Origin of the sequence: Kutzneria sp. NPDC052558 (assembly GCF_044547355.1) — a bacterium.
Taxonomy (GTDB): Bacteria; Actinomycetota; Actinomycetes; order Mycobacteriales; family Pseudonocardiaceae; genus Kutzneria.
This window is the reverse complement of sequence record NZ_JBIUAG010000001.1, coordinates 292301-308683: the sequence shown is the minus strand read 5'-3', so window position 1 is coordinate 308683 and position 16383 is coordinate 292301. Positions and strand designations below refer to the sequence as shown.

Here is a 16383-nt window from a genome sequence, read left to right as displayed (position 1 = left end):
CCAAGCGGCGTCGACGCGGGCACTGGGGGAAGGGAACGTGCGGGTGACCACGCTAGAGGTGTTGCGGGAGAAGGTGCTCGAGGAGCTGGCGGCCTGCCTGCTCGACCGGGGCGACAGCGGCTACCGGCTGCTGGCCCCCGCGGCCAGCGGGGTGGTGGGGCAGGTCGGGATGCGGATCCCGTTCTCCTTCCCGGCCCGGGTCTGGGAGGAGCGGATGGTCTTCGAGGTCAGATTCCGGGCGCGGCGCGTCGGCGTGGACGCCGTCCGCCGCGCCCGGCAACTCCTGGCCGCCGCCTGGGCCCGCCAGTCGCCCGGGCCGGCCCGGCACCGCTATCTGCTGTTCTCCGCCACCGGGTTCACCGTCGCCTCGCAACGCCTGGCGTTCGCCCGGGAGATCCCCATGGTCGACCTGTCCCGGCCCGCGTTCGCGCCGCTGGTCCGGGCGGCCGACCGGGTCGCCACCGAGATGGCCCGGCTCGTGGAGAACGGCGGCATCGCGCCGTTCTCCACCGTCCAACTCCGCGCCGCCGTCCGCGCCGCCCTCGGCACCGGCTCGTCGGCCGCCCCCGACCACCCCGAGCTGGCACGCATCGCCGCCGGCGTCACCCCGCCCGACAGCTGCCTGCTCATCGGCTTCTCCGACACCCTGCCGCTCGTCATCCTGATGCCCGAGTCGCCACAGGGCTTCGCCGCCTACCTCGACCGCGCCCCCCAACCCGACATCGAAGTCCGCGTCGAGCGCGTCGCCGGCCCGGCCCAGTGGGCCCTCATTCCCGCCGACGGCTCCGCCGCCTTCCGCCTGTTCTTCACCCTGCCCCCGCAGCTAGCCGACTGGCTCCTCGGCTCCGATGACGAGGCCTACGGCTCCGAGCGCACCCGCCTGTCCCCGATCGTGCTGCACACCGGCGGCCGCCTCGTGCAGCTGGTCCCTCACTTGGCATCGGCGTAGCACTCGACGGTGGCGATATCGAGGGGGAAGCGGGCGGGGGTGTCGCCGAAGACGACGCGGCCGGCGGTGTCGGCGGCTTGTTCGAGCAGGGCGGTGACCTCGGGGGCGTCCTCGGCTCGGCAGTGCACGATCACCTCGTCGTGCTGGAAGAACACCAGCTCCGGACGCGCGCCCTCGACGCCGACGCCGGTCAGCGAGGTGCGCAGGGTGGCCAGCAGGGCCAGGGCCCAGTCGGCGGCGCTGGCCTGGACGACGAAGTTGCGGGTGAAGCGGCCCCGCGCCCGGTTGCGGGCCCCGGAGTCGGAGACCTCCTCGGCCGGCTCGGGATCCAGCGCGCCCTCGACCCAGCCGGAGGTCGCCGGCGGGCAGGTGCGGCCCAGCCAGGACCGGACCAGCCCGCCGGACTCGCCGATCTGGGCGGCCTTCTCCACGTGGTCCACGGCCCGGGGGAACTTCTTGCGCAGCGCCGCCACCAGCACTCCGGCCTCGCCGCTGGTCTGCCCGTACAGGGCGGCCAGCATGCCGATCTTGGCCCGGGGCCGGTCCCCGCCGAAGGCCTCGTCGGCCAGCGCCCGGTACAGGTCCCCGGACGCCCCGGCGCGGGCCAGCTTCTCGTCCCCGGCCAGCGCGGCCAGCACCCGTGGCTCCAGCTGTCCGGCGTCGGCCACCACCAGCACCCAGCCCGGGTCGGCGATGGCCGCCCGCCGCACCCGCTTGTGGATCTGCAGCGCCCCGCCGCCCCGCGAGGCCCACCGGCCGGACACCACGCCGCCGGGCACGTACTCGGGCCGGAACCGGCCGTCGTGCACCCACGCCGACAGCCAGGCCCAGCCGTGCGCGGTGTAGATCCGGTACAGCTCCTTGTACTCCAGCAGCAGCGGCACCGCCGGGTGATCCACTTCCTTGAGCACCCACGACCGCGTGGACGACAGCCGGATGCCGACCCGGGCGAACGCCTTGAGCACCTCGGCCGGCGAGTCCAGGTGCAGCCGCCGGTCGCCCAGCGCCAGCCCCACCCGCTCGGACAGCTCGCCCAGCTTGCGCGGCGGCACCCCGTAGGCCTGCCGCGCGCCCAGCATCTCGGTCAGCAGGGCGGAGTGCACGTCGGCCCGCCACGGCAGACCCACGTGCCCCATCTCGGCCGCCGCCAGCGCCCCGGCCGACTCGGCCGCCACCAGCAGCCGGAACCGCCCCGGCAGCGCCGTCTCGCCGATCCGCCTGAGCTGGTCGGCGTGCACGGCGACCAGCACCTCCAGCGGATCCGCCCCGTTCAAGGGATCCGCCTGCTCGGCGTCGAACAGGGTCGGCTGCGTGTCCCGGGCGCGGGCGGGCTTGTCAGGCGGCACCGGCCCGCCGTTCATCCGCGCCCACGCCGCCGGCACGCCCCTCGGCGAACCCCACCGGCCGACGTAGCCCATCAGCAGGGTCTCGGTCAGCTCGACGTCGTGGCAGCGCTCCACCCGCACCCCGGCCGCCAGCAGCCGGGGATAGATGTCCATGGTGTGGGCCCACACCCAGCGCGGCCCGGACGGCTCGTACGCGGCGACCGCGATCTCGAGATCGGTCCACAGGCGCGGCTGGCCGAGGGGCTGACCGTCCTCGGCCAGCTCCCGCGTCCACGCCCCGCCCTCGCCGGTGGGCGCCACCGCAACCCGCACACCCACATCTAAACGCGCACCCCTGACAGTTTCGGGACGCGCCGCAGTAGATCTTGGACGCGTTTGTCGGTGGGATGTGACAGCCTGGTGTCGTGGCTTCCAGCGTCTCACCGGACCGGTCTCCCGCCGAGGCCTACGCGGCGTCCCGGCGCCGCTCCGTCCGGCCCCGGCTGACCGACTTCGTCTCGGTGCTCTCCTTCGAGCTCGACCCGTTCCAGCGCCAGGCCTGCGAGGCCCTGGAGGACGGGCACGGCGTGCTGGTGTGCGCGCCGACCGGCGCCGGCAAGACCGTGGTCGGCGAGTTCGCCGTGCACCTCGCGCTGGGCCAGGGCGGCAAGTGCTTCTACACCACGCCGATCAAGGCGCTGTCCAACCAGAAGTTCGCCGACCTGACCGCCCGCTACGGCTCGGACAAGGTCGGCCTGCTGACCGGCGACTCCTCGATCAACGGCGACGCCCCGGTGGTGGTGATGACCACCGAGGTGCTGCGCAACATGCTGTACGCGGGCTCCTCGGCGCTGGACAACCTCGCCTTCGTGGTGATGGACGAGGTGCACTACCTGGCCGACCGGTTCCGCGGCGCGGTGTGGGAGGAAGTGATCCTGCACCTGCCCGACACGGTCCGGGTGGTGGGCCTGTCGGCCACCGTCAGCAACGCCGAGGAGTTCGGCGAGTGGCTGGTCGAGGTCCGCGGCGACACCGCCGTGGTCGTCGACGAGATCCGGCCGGTTCCGCTGTGGCAGCACATGTTGCTGGGCGGGCGGATCGTCGACCTGTTCGCCGACGACGGCGGCAACGAGGCCCGGATCAACCCGCAGCTGCTGCGGCGGGCCGAGGAGATGGGCCGCCACCACGTGCCGTTCAGCCACGGCCGGGGCCCGCGCGCGTCCCGGGCCCGCGGCGGCGGCCCCCGGTTCCGGCCGCCGTCGCGGGTGGACGTGGTCGGCCGGCTGGAGCAGGCCGGCCTGCTGCCGGCCATCGACTTCGTGTTCAGCCGGGCCGGCTGCGAGGCCGCCGTGCAGCAGTGCGTGCGGGCCGGCATGCGGCTGACCTCCCCGGAGGACCTCGACGTCATCCGGGCCGTCATCGACGAGCGGACCAAGGACCTGCCCGAGGGCGACCTGATCGTGCTCGGCTACTGGGAGTGGCGGGAGGCCCTGGAGCGGGGCATCGCCAGCCACCACGCCGGCCTGCTGCCGGCGTTCAAGGAGACGGTCGAGGAGCTGTTCGTGCGCGGCCTGGTCAAGGTCGTGTTCGCCACCGAGACGCTGGCCCTGGGCATCAACATGCCGGCCCGCACGGTGGTGCTGGAGAAGCTGGTCAAGTACAACGGCGAGGCCCACGTCGACCTCACGCCGGGGGAGTACACCCAGCTCACCGGCCGCGCCGGCCGCCGCGGCATCGACGTGGAGGGCCACGCCGTGGTGGTGTGGCAGCCGGGCATCGACCCCAAGCAGGTCGGCGGCCTGGCCTCGACCCGCACCTACCCGCTGCACTCCAGCTTCCGGCCCGGCTACAACATGGCCGTCAACCTGGTCCACCAGGTCGGCGCGCAGGCGGCCCGGGAGATGCTGGAGCAGTCCTTCGCCCAGTTCCAGGCCGACCGCTCGGTGGTGGGCCTGTCCCGCCGCATCGAACGCGGCAAGGAGGCCCTGGCCGGCTACGCCAGGTCCATGACCTGCCACCTGGGCGACTTCGCCGAGTACGCCGAGCTGCGCCGCCAGCTCACCGACCGGGAGAAGGCCCTGTCCCGGCAGAACAGCGCCAGCCGCCGGGCCGAGGCGGCCGAGTCCCTGGAGCGGCTGCGCAAGGGCGACGTGATCGCCGTGCCCTCGGGCCGCCGTTCGGGCATCGCCGTGGTGATCGACCCGGGCCTGGACCCGCTGGGCGAGCCCCGGCCGTTCGTGCTGACCGAGGACCGCTGGGCCGGCACGCTGTCGGTGGCCGACTTCCCGGCCCCGGTGGAGGCGCTGGGCCGGATGCGGCTGCCCAAGAACGTGGACTGGCGCTCGCCGCGGATCCGCCGGGACCTGGCCAACAGCCTGCGTGAGACCGGAATCACCGCCCCGCACCGGCAGGGCCGGCGCGGCCGCGGCGACGCCCACGACGACGCCGAGCTGGGGGCGCTGCGCCGGGCCATGCGCGCGCACCCGTGCCACGGCTGCGACGACCGGGAGGCGCACGCCCGCTGGGCCGAGCGCTACCACCGGCTGCTGGCCGAGACCGAGCGCCTGGAGCGCCAGGTCGCCTCGACCACGCACTCCCTGGCCCGCGCGTTCGACCGGATCCGGGGCCTGCTGCGGGAACGCGGCTATCTGGCGTCCGACGGCGACGGCGTCACCGAGCACGGCCGACGGCTGGCCCGCCTCTACAGCGAGTCCGACCTGCTGGCCGCCGAGTGCCTGCGCAACGGCGTCTGGGAGAACCTCACGGCGCCGGAGCTGGCGGCGGTGGTGTCATCGCTGGTGTTCGAGGCCCGCCGGGACGGCCCGATGGACCCGCGCCTGCCCACGCCGGAGGTCGTCACGGCGATGCAGGAGACCATGCGGCTGTGGGCCTCCATCGAGGAGGACGAGCGCCGGCACAAGCTGGACCGCACCCGCCAGCCCGACACCGGTTTCGCCTGGCCGGTCTACCGCTGGGCCCGCGGCGAGTCGCTGGAGAAGGTGCTCACCGCGGCCGAGACCAACGGCCAGGAGATCTCGGCCGGCGACTTCGTGCGCTGGTGCCGGCAGGTGATCGACCTGCTCGACCAGCTCCGGGACGTGGTCGGCAGGAGCGAGCCGGTCGGCGCGACCGCCGCCGAGGCGGTCAAGGCGCTGCGCCGGGGAGTGGTGGCGATGGGCACCCTCTGAACGGCGGATCCGCCCCCGGCGGGATGGTGGCAGCGTGCGCGGTGGGACACGTTTGGGCAGTGTTCTACCGCTGGGTGGCCACGCGGCGGGGCCGGCCTGTGGTTTGATCGCGGCCAAGCGGCCGGATTTCGGTGTTGAAGAGAGCTCGGAGGCGACAATGACCAGCCCGTACGGACCGTCCGGGGGCAACGATCCGCAGCAGTGGGGCCAGCAGCCCCAAGGCGGGTATCCCGGCACACCGTCCGGTGGCTTTCCGGCCCAGCCGCAGCAACAACAGCCGCAGTGGGGCCAGCCCTCCAACCCGTACGGCCAGCCGGCCCAGCCCCAGCAGCCCCAGCCTCAGCAACCCCAGCCCGGCCAGTACCAGCAGCCCAGCCCGTACGGCGGCGGCCAGCCCGGCTACCCGCAGCAGCCCCAGCCCGGCTTCAACCCCTACGGCCAGCCGGCGCAGCAGACCGCCCAGTGGGGCCAGCAGCCCCAGCCCGGGCAGCCGCAGTGGGGGCAGCAGCCGCAGCCCGGCGGCCAGTTCGGCGGCGGCTTCCCCGGCGCCCCCGCGCCCCGCAAGCGCGGCCTGGTCTTCGGCATCATCGGCGTGGCGGCGCTGATCGTCATCGTGGTGGTCGTGCTGCTGGTCAGCGGCGTGTTCACCCGGAAGGTCTTCGACACGGCCAAGGTCGAGCAGGGCGTCACCGGCGTGCTGACCAACGACTACAAGCTCAAGGCCAGCAACGTGCAGTGCCCGGACAACCAGGCGGTCACGACCGGGACCACCTTCACCTGCCAGGTCACGGTGGACGGCGCGCAGAAGACCGTGCAGATCACCGTGAAGAGCGACGACGGCCACTACGAGGTCGGTCAGCCGCAGTGACCCTCGTTCGCCGTAATCCGTTTCAGCGCCGTCAGTAGAGTTCGGGACATGACCAAGCCGCCGCATGAAGTCCGTTCGTTGAGCGGTGAAGACCAGCTGCGCGACGCCCACACCCTGTTCCGCTCGGCGATGCACGATCCGCGCGTCGACGACGAGCTGTGGGCGTTCGTGCTGGACAGCTACGACGGCGCGACCGTGCTGGGCGCGTTCGACGACTCCGGCATGATCGGCACGCTCGCCGCCACCGACAGCGTGATCGCGTTGCCGGGCGGCAAAGTCGTGCCGATGGCCGCCGTGTCGCGGGTCGGGGTGCGGGCCGACCGCACGCGCCGAGGAGTGCTCACATCGGTGATGCGGACGTTCCTGGAGGGCGTGTCCGCGCCGCTGGCCTCGCTGCGGGCCACCGAGGGCTCGATCTACCGGCGGTACGGCTACGGCGTGGCGACCCGCTACCGCAAGGTCCAGCTGGACCGCACGGCCCGGTTCCACGACCAGGTCCAGGCGGCCGGCGAGGTTCGCCTGGTGCAGGACCAGGACGAGGTGCGGCGGCTCGTGCCCGGGCTGACCCAGCGGTTCGGCGCGGCCCGGCCCGGCGGCGTGATCCTGAGCGACGGGTACTGGCGGCTGACGCTGCGCCGCGAGGGCTTCGTCCGCCTCGTGCTGCACGAGGACGGCTTCGCCGTGTTCAAGACCAAGCACGTCGGCGACCACTACGGCCACCGGCTGGAGGTGCTGGCGCTGTTCGCCGCCACCCCGGCGGCCACCGTCGCGCTGTGGTCGTTCCTGCGCGGCCTCGACCTGGTCGACACGGTCGTGGCCGAGGGCCGGCCGGTCGACGAGGACCTGGACCTGCTGCTGGTCGACCCGCGGGCCTGCCGGTACACCGAGATCGAGGACGAGACCTGGCTGCGGCTGGTCGACGTGCCGGCCGCGCTGTCCGTCCGCGCCTACGGACCGGCCGAGCCGGTGGTGCTCGAGGTCGTGGACGAGTTACTCCCGGCCAACAGCGGCCGCTACCTGGTCGGGCCGGACGGCGCCGAGCGCACCGACCGGGACCCCCAGCTCCGGCTGGGCGTCGCCGACCTGGCCGCGGCCTACCTGGGCGACCGGCCGCTGAGCCGGTTCGCCGCCGCCGGCCGGGTCGAGGTGGCCGACCGGACGGCGCTGGCCGACGCGGACCGGCTGTTCCGGCTCGACGAGGCCCCCTGGTGCGGAACCTACTTCTGACGTTCGACGACCTACCGCCTGGAGCACCATGACCACGCTCGCCAGCTGGCGTCGCAACGCCGCGCACGCGCTGGTGGCACTGCGACGCGCCCCGTTCACCATCGGCCTGGTCGGGCTGCTCTGGCTGACGGCGATCGTCACCGGCAGCCTGCCCGGCGGCCCGCCGGACAACCTGTACGACGTGGTCGCCGTGTCCTGGGACGACTTCGCCGCCGGCAACCTGTGGACCGTCGTCACCAACGGCATGTGGTGCTTCGACCTCACCGGCTACCTGCTGACCACCCTGCTGCTGCTGGTGATCGGCGTGCCGGCGGAGCGGCGGCTCGGGCCCCGGCGCAGCATGCTGGTGCTGGCGGCCAGCCAGGTCCTGGCCGTGCTGGTGGCGATCCCGGCGGTGCGGCTGGTCGCCCTGACCGGCGAGCCGTGGACGGCGAGCATCGTGCACGACACCTCGCTCGGCCTGTCGCCGGGCGTCGCCGGCCTCGGCCTGGCCCTGAGCTGCCGGCTCGGCGCGCTGTGGCGCCGGCGGCTGCGGCTGTTCGTGCTGGTCGGCGCGTCCGTGCTGGTGCTGTACTCCGGCACCATGCAGGACGTGGTGCGGCTGGCCGGCGGCATCGCCGGCCTGGTCATCGGGCTGGCCCTGCTCAACCGGCCGCCGCGCGTGGCGATGAACGCCCCGTCCCGCTCGGAGACCAAGGTCCTGGTGGCGATGCTGGTCGCGGCGACCGCGCTGGGGCCGATCGCCACCTTGTTCTCCAAGTCGGCGGCCGGCCCGCTGGGCCTGCTGGAGATCATGTTCGCCTCACCGGCCGTCGGCGCCGACTCGGTCGCCGAGGCCTGCGCCAACGGGGCCCAGGACACCGCGCAGTGCCGGCTGGTCACCTCCGAGACGCTGGGCACCGGCATCGGCTCGGCGGTCACCTCGATCGCGCCGGCGCTGCTGCTGCTGGCCGTGGCCGAGGGGCTGCGCCGCGGGCGGCGGTTCGCGTGGTGGCTGGCGCTGCTGTTCAACGCCATGCTCGGGCTGAGCTGCGTCGTGTTCATCGGCGGCTACCTGTACTTCAGCGAGTCCAGCCTCAACGACGTGATCCCCAACATCCCGCCGATGCTGCTGCCGTTCGCGGTGTGCGGGCTGCTGCTGGTCACCCGGGACGTGTTCACGGTGACCGCGCCGCAGCGCACCTACCGGCGGCTCGCGGCCGGCCTGCTCGGCACCTTCCTGGCCACCTCGGCGGTCTACGTCGGCGTCGGCTACCTGGACCGGGCCCACTTCAAGCCGGTGCCGGACTTGGGCGGCCTGCTGGGCGACCTGCCGTCCCGGTACCTGCCGCCCGGCTACATCCTGTTGGCCGACATCGACTTCCTGCCCACCGGCGGCCTGGCCGGCCTGGTCTGGGAGTACACCGGCGCGGTGTTCTGGGTGGTGCTGCTGATCGGGCTGCTGGTCAGCTTCTGGCGGGCCAAGCCGGTGCAGGACGCCGACGCCACCGTGGTCGCCCGCAAACTCATGGAGCGCAACGCCAACTCCTCGCTGGCGTACATGACGACCTGGCCCGGCAACCAGTACTGGTTCACGCCGCTGCGGCAGGCGGCGCTGGCCTACCGGGTGTCGGCCACGGTCGCGCTGACCACCGGCGGCCCGATCGGCGACCCCGGCCTGCACCGCGAGGTGGTGGTCGGCTTCCAGGAGTTCTGCGCCGACAACGGCTGGACCCCGTGCCTCTACAGCATCACCGCCGACGTGCGCGACGCGGCCGTGGCCCTGGGCTGGCAGACGGTGCAGGTCGCCGAGGACACCGTGGTGCCGCTGGCCGACCTGGAGTTCACCGGCAAGAAGTGGCAGGACGTGCGCACGGCGCTGAACAAGGCCGGCAAGGAGGGCATCACCGCCGAGTGGCTGTCCTATCCGGACGCGCCGCTGGCCATCACCGACCAGGTGCGGGCCATCTCCGAGGAATGGGTGGCGGACAAGGGAATGCCCGAGATGGGCTTCACCCTGGGCGGGTTGGACGAGCTGGCCGACCGGTCGGTGCGCTGCCTGGTGGCGGTGGACCGGGACCGCACCGTGCATGGCGTGACCAGCTGGCTGCCGGTGTACGAGAACGACGAGCCGGTCGGCTGGACGCTGGACTTCATGCGCCGTCGGGGCGCCGGCTTCCGCGGCGTCACCGAGTTCATGATCGCCTCGGCCGCGCTGACGCTGAAGGAGGAGGGCGCCCGGTTCCTCAGCCTGTCCGGCGCGCCGCTGGCCCGGTTGGACCGGGGCGAGGAAGTCTCGTCGCTGCAACGGATCCTGGACGTCACCGGCAAGGCTTTGGAGCCGGTGTACGGGTTCCGGTCGCTGCTGAGCTTCAAGGCCAAGTTCCAGCCCGAGTACCGGCCGCTGTTCATGGCCTACCCGGATTCCGGGGCGCTGCCGGCCATCGGCAACGCCATCGGCCGGGCCTACCTGCCGGACCTCACGGCCCGGCAGGGGCTGCGGCTGGTGTCGAAGCTGTTCAGGAAGTAGCGCTGAGGTAGCGGACGTCGGTCAGCTCCTCGGACAGCTCCCACAGGCGCCGGCCCACCTGGGGGTCGGTGGCCTTGGCCGATGGCTTTTCCGGGCGCGGGAATCCCTTGGTGCGGAACAGGTTCCCGGGTCCGATCAGCGAGCCGCCGGGCAGGTTGGGCACGGTCGCGGCGTACAGGGTGGGCATCGCGCCGCCGGCCATGTCCTGCTTGATCGGCGCGATCAGCAGGTCCAGCGCCGGGTTGCCGAGGCTCTGGCCGGGTTCCAGGGCGAAGCCCGGGTGCGCGGCCATGCTGGCGACGCCGGTGCCGGCCAGCCGGCGGTCCAGCTCCAGCGTGAAGATCATGTTGGCCAGCTTGGAGTTGCCGTAGGACTTGCTGGGCGAGTAGCGGCGCTCGTGCTGCGGGTCGGCGAAGTCGAACGGCGCGAACTTGTGGGCCAGGCTGGTGATGTTCACGACCCGCGCGCCCGGGCGCAGCGCCGGCAGCAGCAGGCCGGTCAGCGCGAAGTGGCCGAGGTGGTTGGTGCCGAACTGGGCCTCGAAGCCGTCCCGGGTGGTGCGCCGCTCGGTCACCATCTTCTCGCCGGCGTTGTTGATCAGCAGGTCGAGGTGCTCGTGCTCGGCCAGGACCGTCTTGGCCGCCTCGCGCACGGCGGTGAGGTCGGCCAGGTCCAGGTGCACCAGCTCCACCTTCGCCGCCGGCAGCTGCTTGCGGACCGCCGCCACGGCCTTCTCGCCGCGCTCCGGATTGCGGGCCGCGAGCAGCACGTGCGCGCCGTGCTCGGCCAGGCCCAGCACCGCGTGCAGGCCGATGCCGCTGTTCGCGCCGGTGACGAGCGCGGTCTTGCCGGTGAGGTCGGGCAGGTCGGCCGGACGCCAGGAGGTCATGACACAAAAGTGGCACACCCTGACACTTGGCGTCAAATGACACGAGGTCGGATAGACTGCGCCGATGACCAAGTTGTGCGGGCTGCGCGAGCGCAAGAAGCAGCAGACCAGGATGGCCCTGGTCGACGCCGCGCTGGCGCTGTTCGAGACCAAGGGCTTCGAGGCCGCCACCGTGGAGGAGATCGCCGCCGCCGTCGACGTGTCCCCGCGCACCTTCTTCCGCTACTTCCCCGCCAAGGAGGCCGTGCTCCTCGCCGTGCACGACGAGGAGTTCGCCCGGCTCATGGCGGCCGTCGACACCGCCCCCACGCTGGCCGAGGCCGTCGTGGCCGCCATCGACGGCGACCACGACCGCTTCCGCCGGGTGCAGGAGCTGCTCGCCCGCACCCCCGCCCTGCACGCCACCTTCCTGCACCGCTCCGTCGAGCAGGAGCACGAGCTCGTCGCCAGGCTCCTGCCCCCCGACGCCGACCCCGAGCAGACCCTGCGCACCCGCCTGCTCGTCGCCGCCACCTTCGCCGCCCTCCGGGTCGCCGTCGAGGACTGGCTGGCCACCCCCGGCGCCGACTGCGCCGCCCGCGTCCGCGACGCCCTGGCCCTGGTCGCCGTCACAGGCTGAAGAAGATCCCCCGCACGATCAGGGCGGCCACGAAGACCACCGTGAAGGCCAGGTCGATGCCGATGCCGCCGGCGCGGACGGGCGGCAGGACGCGGCGGACCGGGGCGATCACCGGCTCGGTGCCGGCGTGGGCGAGCCGGCGGGCGCGCGCCGTCCAGTACGGGCCGCGGCCGGCCAGCGACACCCAGTCCAGGACCATGCGGATGATCATCACCAGGATGAAGAGGGTCACCACCCACCCGAGCAGTGTGCCGATCAGGCCCATTTCGTCTCCTTGGGTCGTTTCCCCTACAACGCGCCGGGCCGGGTCGAAGTGTCCGGCTGGCAGCTGTCGATAAGCTCAGCGAATGATCTCCGGCGATGTGGGGGAGCGGACCCTGTCCAGGGCCACCTGGCGCCTGGTTCCGCTGATGGCCGTCTGCTACTTCTTCGCGTACCTGGACCGCACCAACCTGTCGGTGGCCGCGCTGACCATGAACAAGCAGCTCGGCCTGTCGGCGACGGCGTACGGGCTGGGCGCGGGGCTGCTGTTCGTGGGCTACGTGCTGCTGGACGCCCCGAGCAACCTGATCATGCACCGGGTCGGCGCGCGGGTCTGGATGGCCCGGATCATGGTGGTGTGGGGCATCGTGGCCGCTGCCTGCGCCGCCATCCAGGGCGAGGTCAGCTTCTACGTGCTGCGCTTCCTGCTGGGCGTGGCCGAGGCCGGCTTCTTCCCCGGCATGATCCTCTACCTGAGCTACTGGTTCCCGGCCGCGCGGCGGGCCACCGTGGTCGGCCTGTTCATGACCGCCGTGCCGCTGTCCACGGCCATCGGCGCCCCGCTCGGCGGCCTGCTGCTGGGCCTGGACGGCGTCGGCGGCCTGGCCGGCTGGCGCTGGCTGTTCCTGCTGGAGGGCCTGCCGTCGGTGCTGCTCGGCCTGGCCCTGCTGTGGCTGCTGCCCAACCGGCCGGCCGACGCCCGCTGGCTGTCGGCCGAGGAACGGACCTGGATCACCGAGACGCTGGCCGCCGAGCAGCGGGCCGTGGCCGAGATGCCGGTGCGGCGGGCCGTGCGGCATCCCCGGGTGATCGCGCTGGGGCTGGTGTACTTCGGCATCACCTTCGGCCTGTACGGGCTGGGCTTCTGGATGCCGACCATCCTCAAGACCTCGCTGGGCTTCGGGAACCTGGCCGTGACCCTGCTGACCGCCGTGCCGTACGCCATCGGCGCGGTCGCCATGGTGTGGTGGGGCCGCCGCTGCGACCGGATCGGCAAGCCCGTGGCCTACACCCTGGCCCCGATGGCCGCCGGCGGCGCGCTGCTGGCCATCTCCGCCTTCATGACCTCCGCGCCGTGGCTGGGCTACGTCGGGCTGTGCGCCTGCGCCATCGGGGTGATGGCCGCGTTCCCGTGCTTCTGGACGCTGCCGACGGCCTTCCTGTCCGGGGCCGCGGTGGCCGCCGGCATCGGCGTGATCAACTCCATCGGCAACATCTCCGGCTTCATCGGGCCGTACTGGGTGGGCTGGATGACCGACCTGTTCGGCTCTAGCAAGTGGGGCCTGGTCACCATCGGCGTGGTGATGGTCGCCGGGGCCGTGCTCGTCTCACGGCTGCGGACCGCCCGGTGATCGAGATCGTGCCGTACGACCCGGCCTGGCCCGTGCACTTCGCCACGCTGCGGGACCGTCTCGCGGCCGCGCTGTGCGGGCTGGGCCGGATCGAGCACGTCGGCAGCACCGCCGTGCCCGATCTGGCCGCCAAGCCCGTGCTCGATGTCTGCGTGGTGCTGGACTCCCCGGACCAGCTGCCCACGGCCGTCTGCCGCCTGGCCCCGCTCGGCTACCGCCACCACGGCGGCGCCGACTGGGACTCCTTCACCGTCCCGCCCGGCGGCCCGGCCCATCGCCTCTCCGTCTGGACCGCCGACCACCCCACCCTGGTGCAGAGCCTCGCCTACCGCGACTACCTGCGCACCCATCCCGACACCGTGCGGGCCTACGCCGAGCTCAAGTACTACCTGGCCGACCGCTTCCGTGACGACCGGGCCGGCTACGCCGCCTCCAAGGCCGCCTTCATCGCCCGCATCGTCTCGGTCACTGGTAGCTCACAAACTCCGGCTGCGGCGTCATAGCCAGCACGTCCTGCGGGGCCAGCAGCGGCTTGTCCTGGGTGTAGAACAGCTTGAACCCCATGTGGAACTGCTTCGGCGCCGCGATCGCGTGGTAGATGTCCGTCTTCGTCTTCACGTCCCCGAAGCCGTCCAGGTGCTGCACCAACGCCAGCTCCGGATGCTGCCGCACGCTGGCCAGGTCCGGGATCATCGAGGCCCGGAACATGTGCAGCACCACCACCTTCTGCGGCAGGTCACCGGTTTTCGTCAGGTCCGCCACCCAGTCCAGGACCCCGTTCACCTCCGTCGCCCCCACCTGCCCGATGGCCTGCCCCGGCACCTCGCCCGGCCCCATCCGCCACTCCGCGTCCAACGCCAGCCCCACATCCGGCTGCCGCACCAGGTTCTGCCACGGCTTCACCGCCTCCCGGAAGTCCCGCCGCCCCGGCTGGACGTCCAGGATGAACAGCTCCTTGTGCCTCCTAGCCGCATCCAGGTACGCCTGAACCTGCTGCGCCGCAACGTCATGGCTGTACGCCCCGTCCTTGCCCGGGCCCCCGTCCGCCACCGTCGCGATGAACTCCATCGCCGGCTGCACCTTCCGGTCCGGCGTCCCGAACGCCCCCGCCGCCTTCTCCACCGCCTCCGCCGCGTCCTCCGGCGTTCCCTGCCCCAGCACCCCCAACGCCTTCGTCCCCGCCGTCCCGTAGTACGCCACCACCCGGTACTGCGGAAACACCGTCCGCCCACCCCTCGGCAACTGAGCCTGCGTCGGCGCAGCCGTGCCCGGCGTCGCCGCCGGCGCCCCACCACACGCCGTCAGCAGCCCCACCATCGCGATCGTCCCAAGTAGTCGTCGCATAGTGCCGGATACCCGACGCTGCCTCGCATTAACTCCTCAGTCCAAACCGAACTCTTCCCTCAGTGTGCCAAGGAAGTTCTGTGCGCTCCGGCTAGCCCGCCCGCGTCACTGCGTTGACCGCCGTGGTGGTCGACCAGGCAACCGCCGTAGGCGGCCAGCACGAGTCCGATCATCGCCAGCGAAAACGTCGGCAGGGACATCAGCACGCCGATCGCGAGGTGCAGGGCGGTCGAGCAGCACAGGGCGATCAGGCGCATCCGCCGGGTCCCGATGATGGTGACCGCGATGACGCCTTGAATCGCGACCACCGACCAGGACAGTGCGGCCACCAGCCAGTAGGTGCTCAGGAGAGGGTCCAGCAGGGCGCGGAGCGACGGGGGGAAGCCGTAGGTGGGATCGTTGGCGACGAAGTACATCGCCACGCCGTGCTGCCACGACGAGTCGGTCAGTTTCGAGACGACGGCTGTCGCGTAGATGATGAAAACCTGCAACCTGATAACCAGATGGCTCGCGAACGCGGCCCCGCGCCACCCAGGGGAAACAGGGTCGGCCGGTCGCTGCCATTGCCACACGCGCCGGTCGCCGAGACAGATCGGGATCAGCAGCAGCGTCATCGCCTTGGCCGCGCTGTCCACGCCCAGCTCGGTGAAGATGCTCGAACCGACGCTGAATGTGACGTACCACTGCGGAATGCAGGTCCACCTCGGCCGATACCCCGACATCGCCACGACCAGAACACAGATCGACAGCGACCGGGCCGTCAGCGCTCCGCCGGGCAGCGCATTGCTGTGGCACCACAGCGACAGTGACCCGAGCCCGTCACAACTGCCGGCCGCCGGGAGACCGCTGGTGGTTCCGAGCAGGGCGCTGTCGGGAGTGAACACGATCGAGAGCAGCACGGCGCCGGCGATGAAGCAGCGGCCGAGGGCGAGCGGCGTGCCCCGTGACTCCCAGCGGATCGGCAGGCCGTGCAGCCATGACACGAGTCTCATCGGCCCGGGCAGGGCAGATTCACCACGGCGACGCGATACACGGTCCGCGGGTTCCCCGGTAGTTGCCCGACGGCGCTCGGGCCGGGCAGGTCGACGGAAATGGCGGTCAGCCCGCACAACCCCGGCACGGGCGCCTGATCGCTCGTCATGAAGACATACCCCGCGCCACGCTGGACGTGACAAGCGCTCGGCACCACGTCGCCGCACTGCTGCCAGTATTGCTGCGGGATGCTCTGCGCGAGCTGCGCGACCCAGAGCAATTCTGTTCCGCCGGCACGATTCAACCCCCAGGCGTAGTCCGACCAGCCGGTTCTCTGATTTTGGGAGGCGCCGAGCGTGCCGTCCGGCGTGATCTCGTAGGCATCGACAAGCTGGTTCTTGTCAAGCCCGGTGAAAAAGGACCACTGCTGCGGCCAGACCTTCTCGTATCCCTGGGCCCGACTGTTGAGCCAGCTCACGCCGGAAAAGGCTCCCCACTGGGTGAGGCAGGCGACGAGGAGGACGGTGAACAGGATGGCCAGGGTCAGCGTGAACGCCCTGGCGGCGGACGTTCGCTGGTCCGGCTCGTCCTGGTTCACCGACATCCGTCGTCCAATTCACGAAAGAAGACCACTACTGGGGTGGGATGATTGATTTGCTGTCGCCGGTGACGATCGTGTTCGCGGTGGTGTGAGTGGGCTGCGCCGCCTGTGCGGTGGACGCGCTGAAAATCGCGGCCGCGATGGCCGCGCCGACCATGAGGCCAATAGTGACTGGTCGCCGCATCGTGACTCTCCCGGTAAGAGTAGAAGGTGAGAGCGGGCGTCGTGAAAGTAGCACGCCTTCAAGTCCGGGTTCGCGGCGCGAACGGCGATGATGCC

Annotated in this window: 15 protein-coding genes; 8 read left to right on the top strand and 7 right to left on the bottom strand. The window is 72.0% G+C overall.

What is annotated here, in order from left to right; genetic code table 11:
* Positions 1-43 precede the first annotated feature (43 nt).
* Positions 44-949, top strand: a complete 906-nt coding sequence (locus ACIG5F_RS01505) for a hypothetical protein (RefSeq protein ID WP_396515397.1) — start codon at positions 44-46, stop codon at positions 947-949.
* Here the strand turns inward: ACIG5F_RS01505 and ACIG5F_RS01500 are convergent.
* Positions 931-2607 (bottom strand): bifunctional 3'-5' exonuclease/DNA polymerase, encoded by a 1677-nt coding sequence (locus tag ACIG5F_RS01500; RefSeq protein ID WP_396515396.1) that lies wholly within the window; start codon positions 2605-2607, stop codon positions 931-933. The two genes, ACIG5F_RS01505 and ACIG5F_RS01500, sit on opposite strands and share 19 nt — an antisense overlap.
* Positions 2608-2699: 92 nt before the next feature.
* Here ACIG5F_RS01500 and ACIG5F_RS01495 point away from each other — a divergent pair, with 92 nt between their 5' ends.
* The 4 genes from ACIG5F_RS01495 (at position 2700) to ACIG5F_RS01480 (ending at position 10066) form a co-directional block, all read left to right on the top strand.
* The gene (locus ACIG5F_RS01495) at positions 2700-5462 is read left to right on the top strand and encodes a DEAD/DEAH box helicase (protein WP_396515395.1); all 2763 of its coding nucleotides are present in this window, start codon (positions 2700-2702) and stop codon (positions 5460-5462) included.
* Between the two features lie 157 nt (positions 5463-5619).
* The gene (locus tag ACIG5F_RS01490) at positions 5620-6330 is read left to right on the top strand and encodes a DUF4333 domain-containing protein (RefSeq protein ID WP_396515394.1); all 711 of its coding nucleotides are present in this window, start codon (positions 5620-5622) and stop codon (positions 6328-6330) included.
* 48 nt (positions 6331-6378) lie between these two features.
* Positions 6379-7557, top strand: coding sequence for a GNAT family N-acetyltransferase (locus ACIG5F_RS01485; RefSeq protein WP_396515393.1), 1179 nt, complete (start codon positions 6379-6381; stop codon positions 7555-7557).
* A gap of 28 nt (positions 7558-7585) precedes the next feature.
* Complete coding sequence (locus ACIG5F_RS01480; protein WP_396515392.1) at positions 7586-10066, top strand: bifunctional lysylphosphatidylglycerol flippase/synthetase MprF; 2481 nt, start codon at positions 7586-7588, stop codon at positions 10064-10066.
* Here the strand turns inward: ACIG5F_RS01480 and ACIG5F_RS01475 are convergent.
* Positions 10056-10955: an oxidoreductase gene (locus tag ACIG5F_RS01475; protein WP_396515391.1), complete on the bottom strand. Its 900-nt coding sequence runs from the start codon at positions 10953-10955 to the stop codon at positions 10056-10058. The two genes, ACIG5F_RS01480 and ACIG5F_RS01475, sit on opposite strands and share 11 nt — an antisense overlap.
* Before the next feature lie 64 nt (positions 10956-11019).
* On the opposite strand from ACIG5F_RS01475, the gene ACIG5F_RS01470 reads away from it, so the two are divergent.
* On the top strand, positions 11020-11574 hold the full coding sequence (locus ACIG5F_RS01470; protein WP_396515390.1) for a TetR family transcriptional regulator: 555 nt from the start codon (positions 11020-11022) through the stop codon (positions 11572-11574).
* Here ACIG5F_RS01470 and ACIG5F_RS01465 read toward each other — a convergent pair.
* Positions 11564-11839: a YggT family protein gene (locus tag ACIG5F_RS01465; protein ID WP_396515389.1), complete on the bottom strand. Its 276-nt coding sequence runs from the start codon at positions 11837-11839 to the stop codon at positions 11564-11566. The two genes, ACIG5F_RS01470 and ACIG5F_RS01465, sit on opposite strands and share 11 nt — an antisense overlap.
* Positions 11840-11921: 82 nt before the next feature.
* On the opposite strand from ACIG5F_RS01465, the gene ACIG5F_RS01460 reads away from it, so the two are divergent.
* Positions 11922-13187 carry an MFS transporter gene (locus ACIG5F_RS01460; protein WP_396515388.1) on the top strand — a complete coding sequence of 422 codons (1266 nt, stop codon included), beginning with the start codon at positions 11922-11924 and terminating at the stop codon, positions 13185-13187.
* Entirely contained in the window at positions 13184-13690 is a 507-nt protein-coding gene (locus ACIG5F_RS01455) for a GrpB family protein (protein WP_396515387.1), read from the top strand. Before ACIG5F_RS01460 ends, ACIG5F_RS01455 begins: the two co-directional genes overlap by 4 nt.
* On the opposite strand, the gene ACIG5F_RS01450 is transcribed toward ACIG5F_RS01455, so the two are convergent.
* The 4 genes from ACIG5F_RS01450 to ACIG5F_RS01435 all read right to left on the bottom strand — a co-directional run bounded on the left by ACIG5F_RS01450 (position 13653) and on the right by ACIG5F_RS01435 (position 16261).
* Complete coding sequence (locus ACIG5F_RS01450; protein WP_396515386.1) at positions 13653-14408, bottom strand: hypothetical protein; 756 nt, start codon at positions 14406-14408, stop codon at positions 13653-13655. The genes ACIG5F_RS01455 and ACIG5F_RS01450 overlap by 38 nt on opposite strands.
* 182 nt (positions 14409-14590) lie before the next feature.
* Positions 14591-15430 (bottom strand): hypothetical protein, encoded by an 840-nt coding sequence (locus ACIG5F_RS01445; protein ID WP_396515385.1) that lies wholly within the window; start codon positions 15428-15430, stop codon positions 14591-14593.
* Positions 15431-15519: 89 nt separating this feature from the next.
* Positions 15520-16107, bottom strand: a complete 588-nt coding sequence (locus tag ACIG5F_RS01440) for a hypothetical protein (protein WP_396515384.1) — start codon at positions 16105-16107, stop codon at positions 15520-15522.
* 28 nt (positions 16108-16135) lie between these two features.
* On the bottom strand, positions 16136-16261 hold the full coding sequence (locus ACIG5F_RS01435) for a hypothetical protein (RefSeq protein ID WP_396515383.1): 126 nt from the start codon (positions 16259-16261) through the stop codon (positions 16136-16138).
* Positions 16262-16383 lie beyond the last annotated feature (122 nt).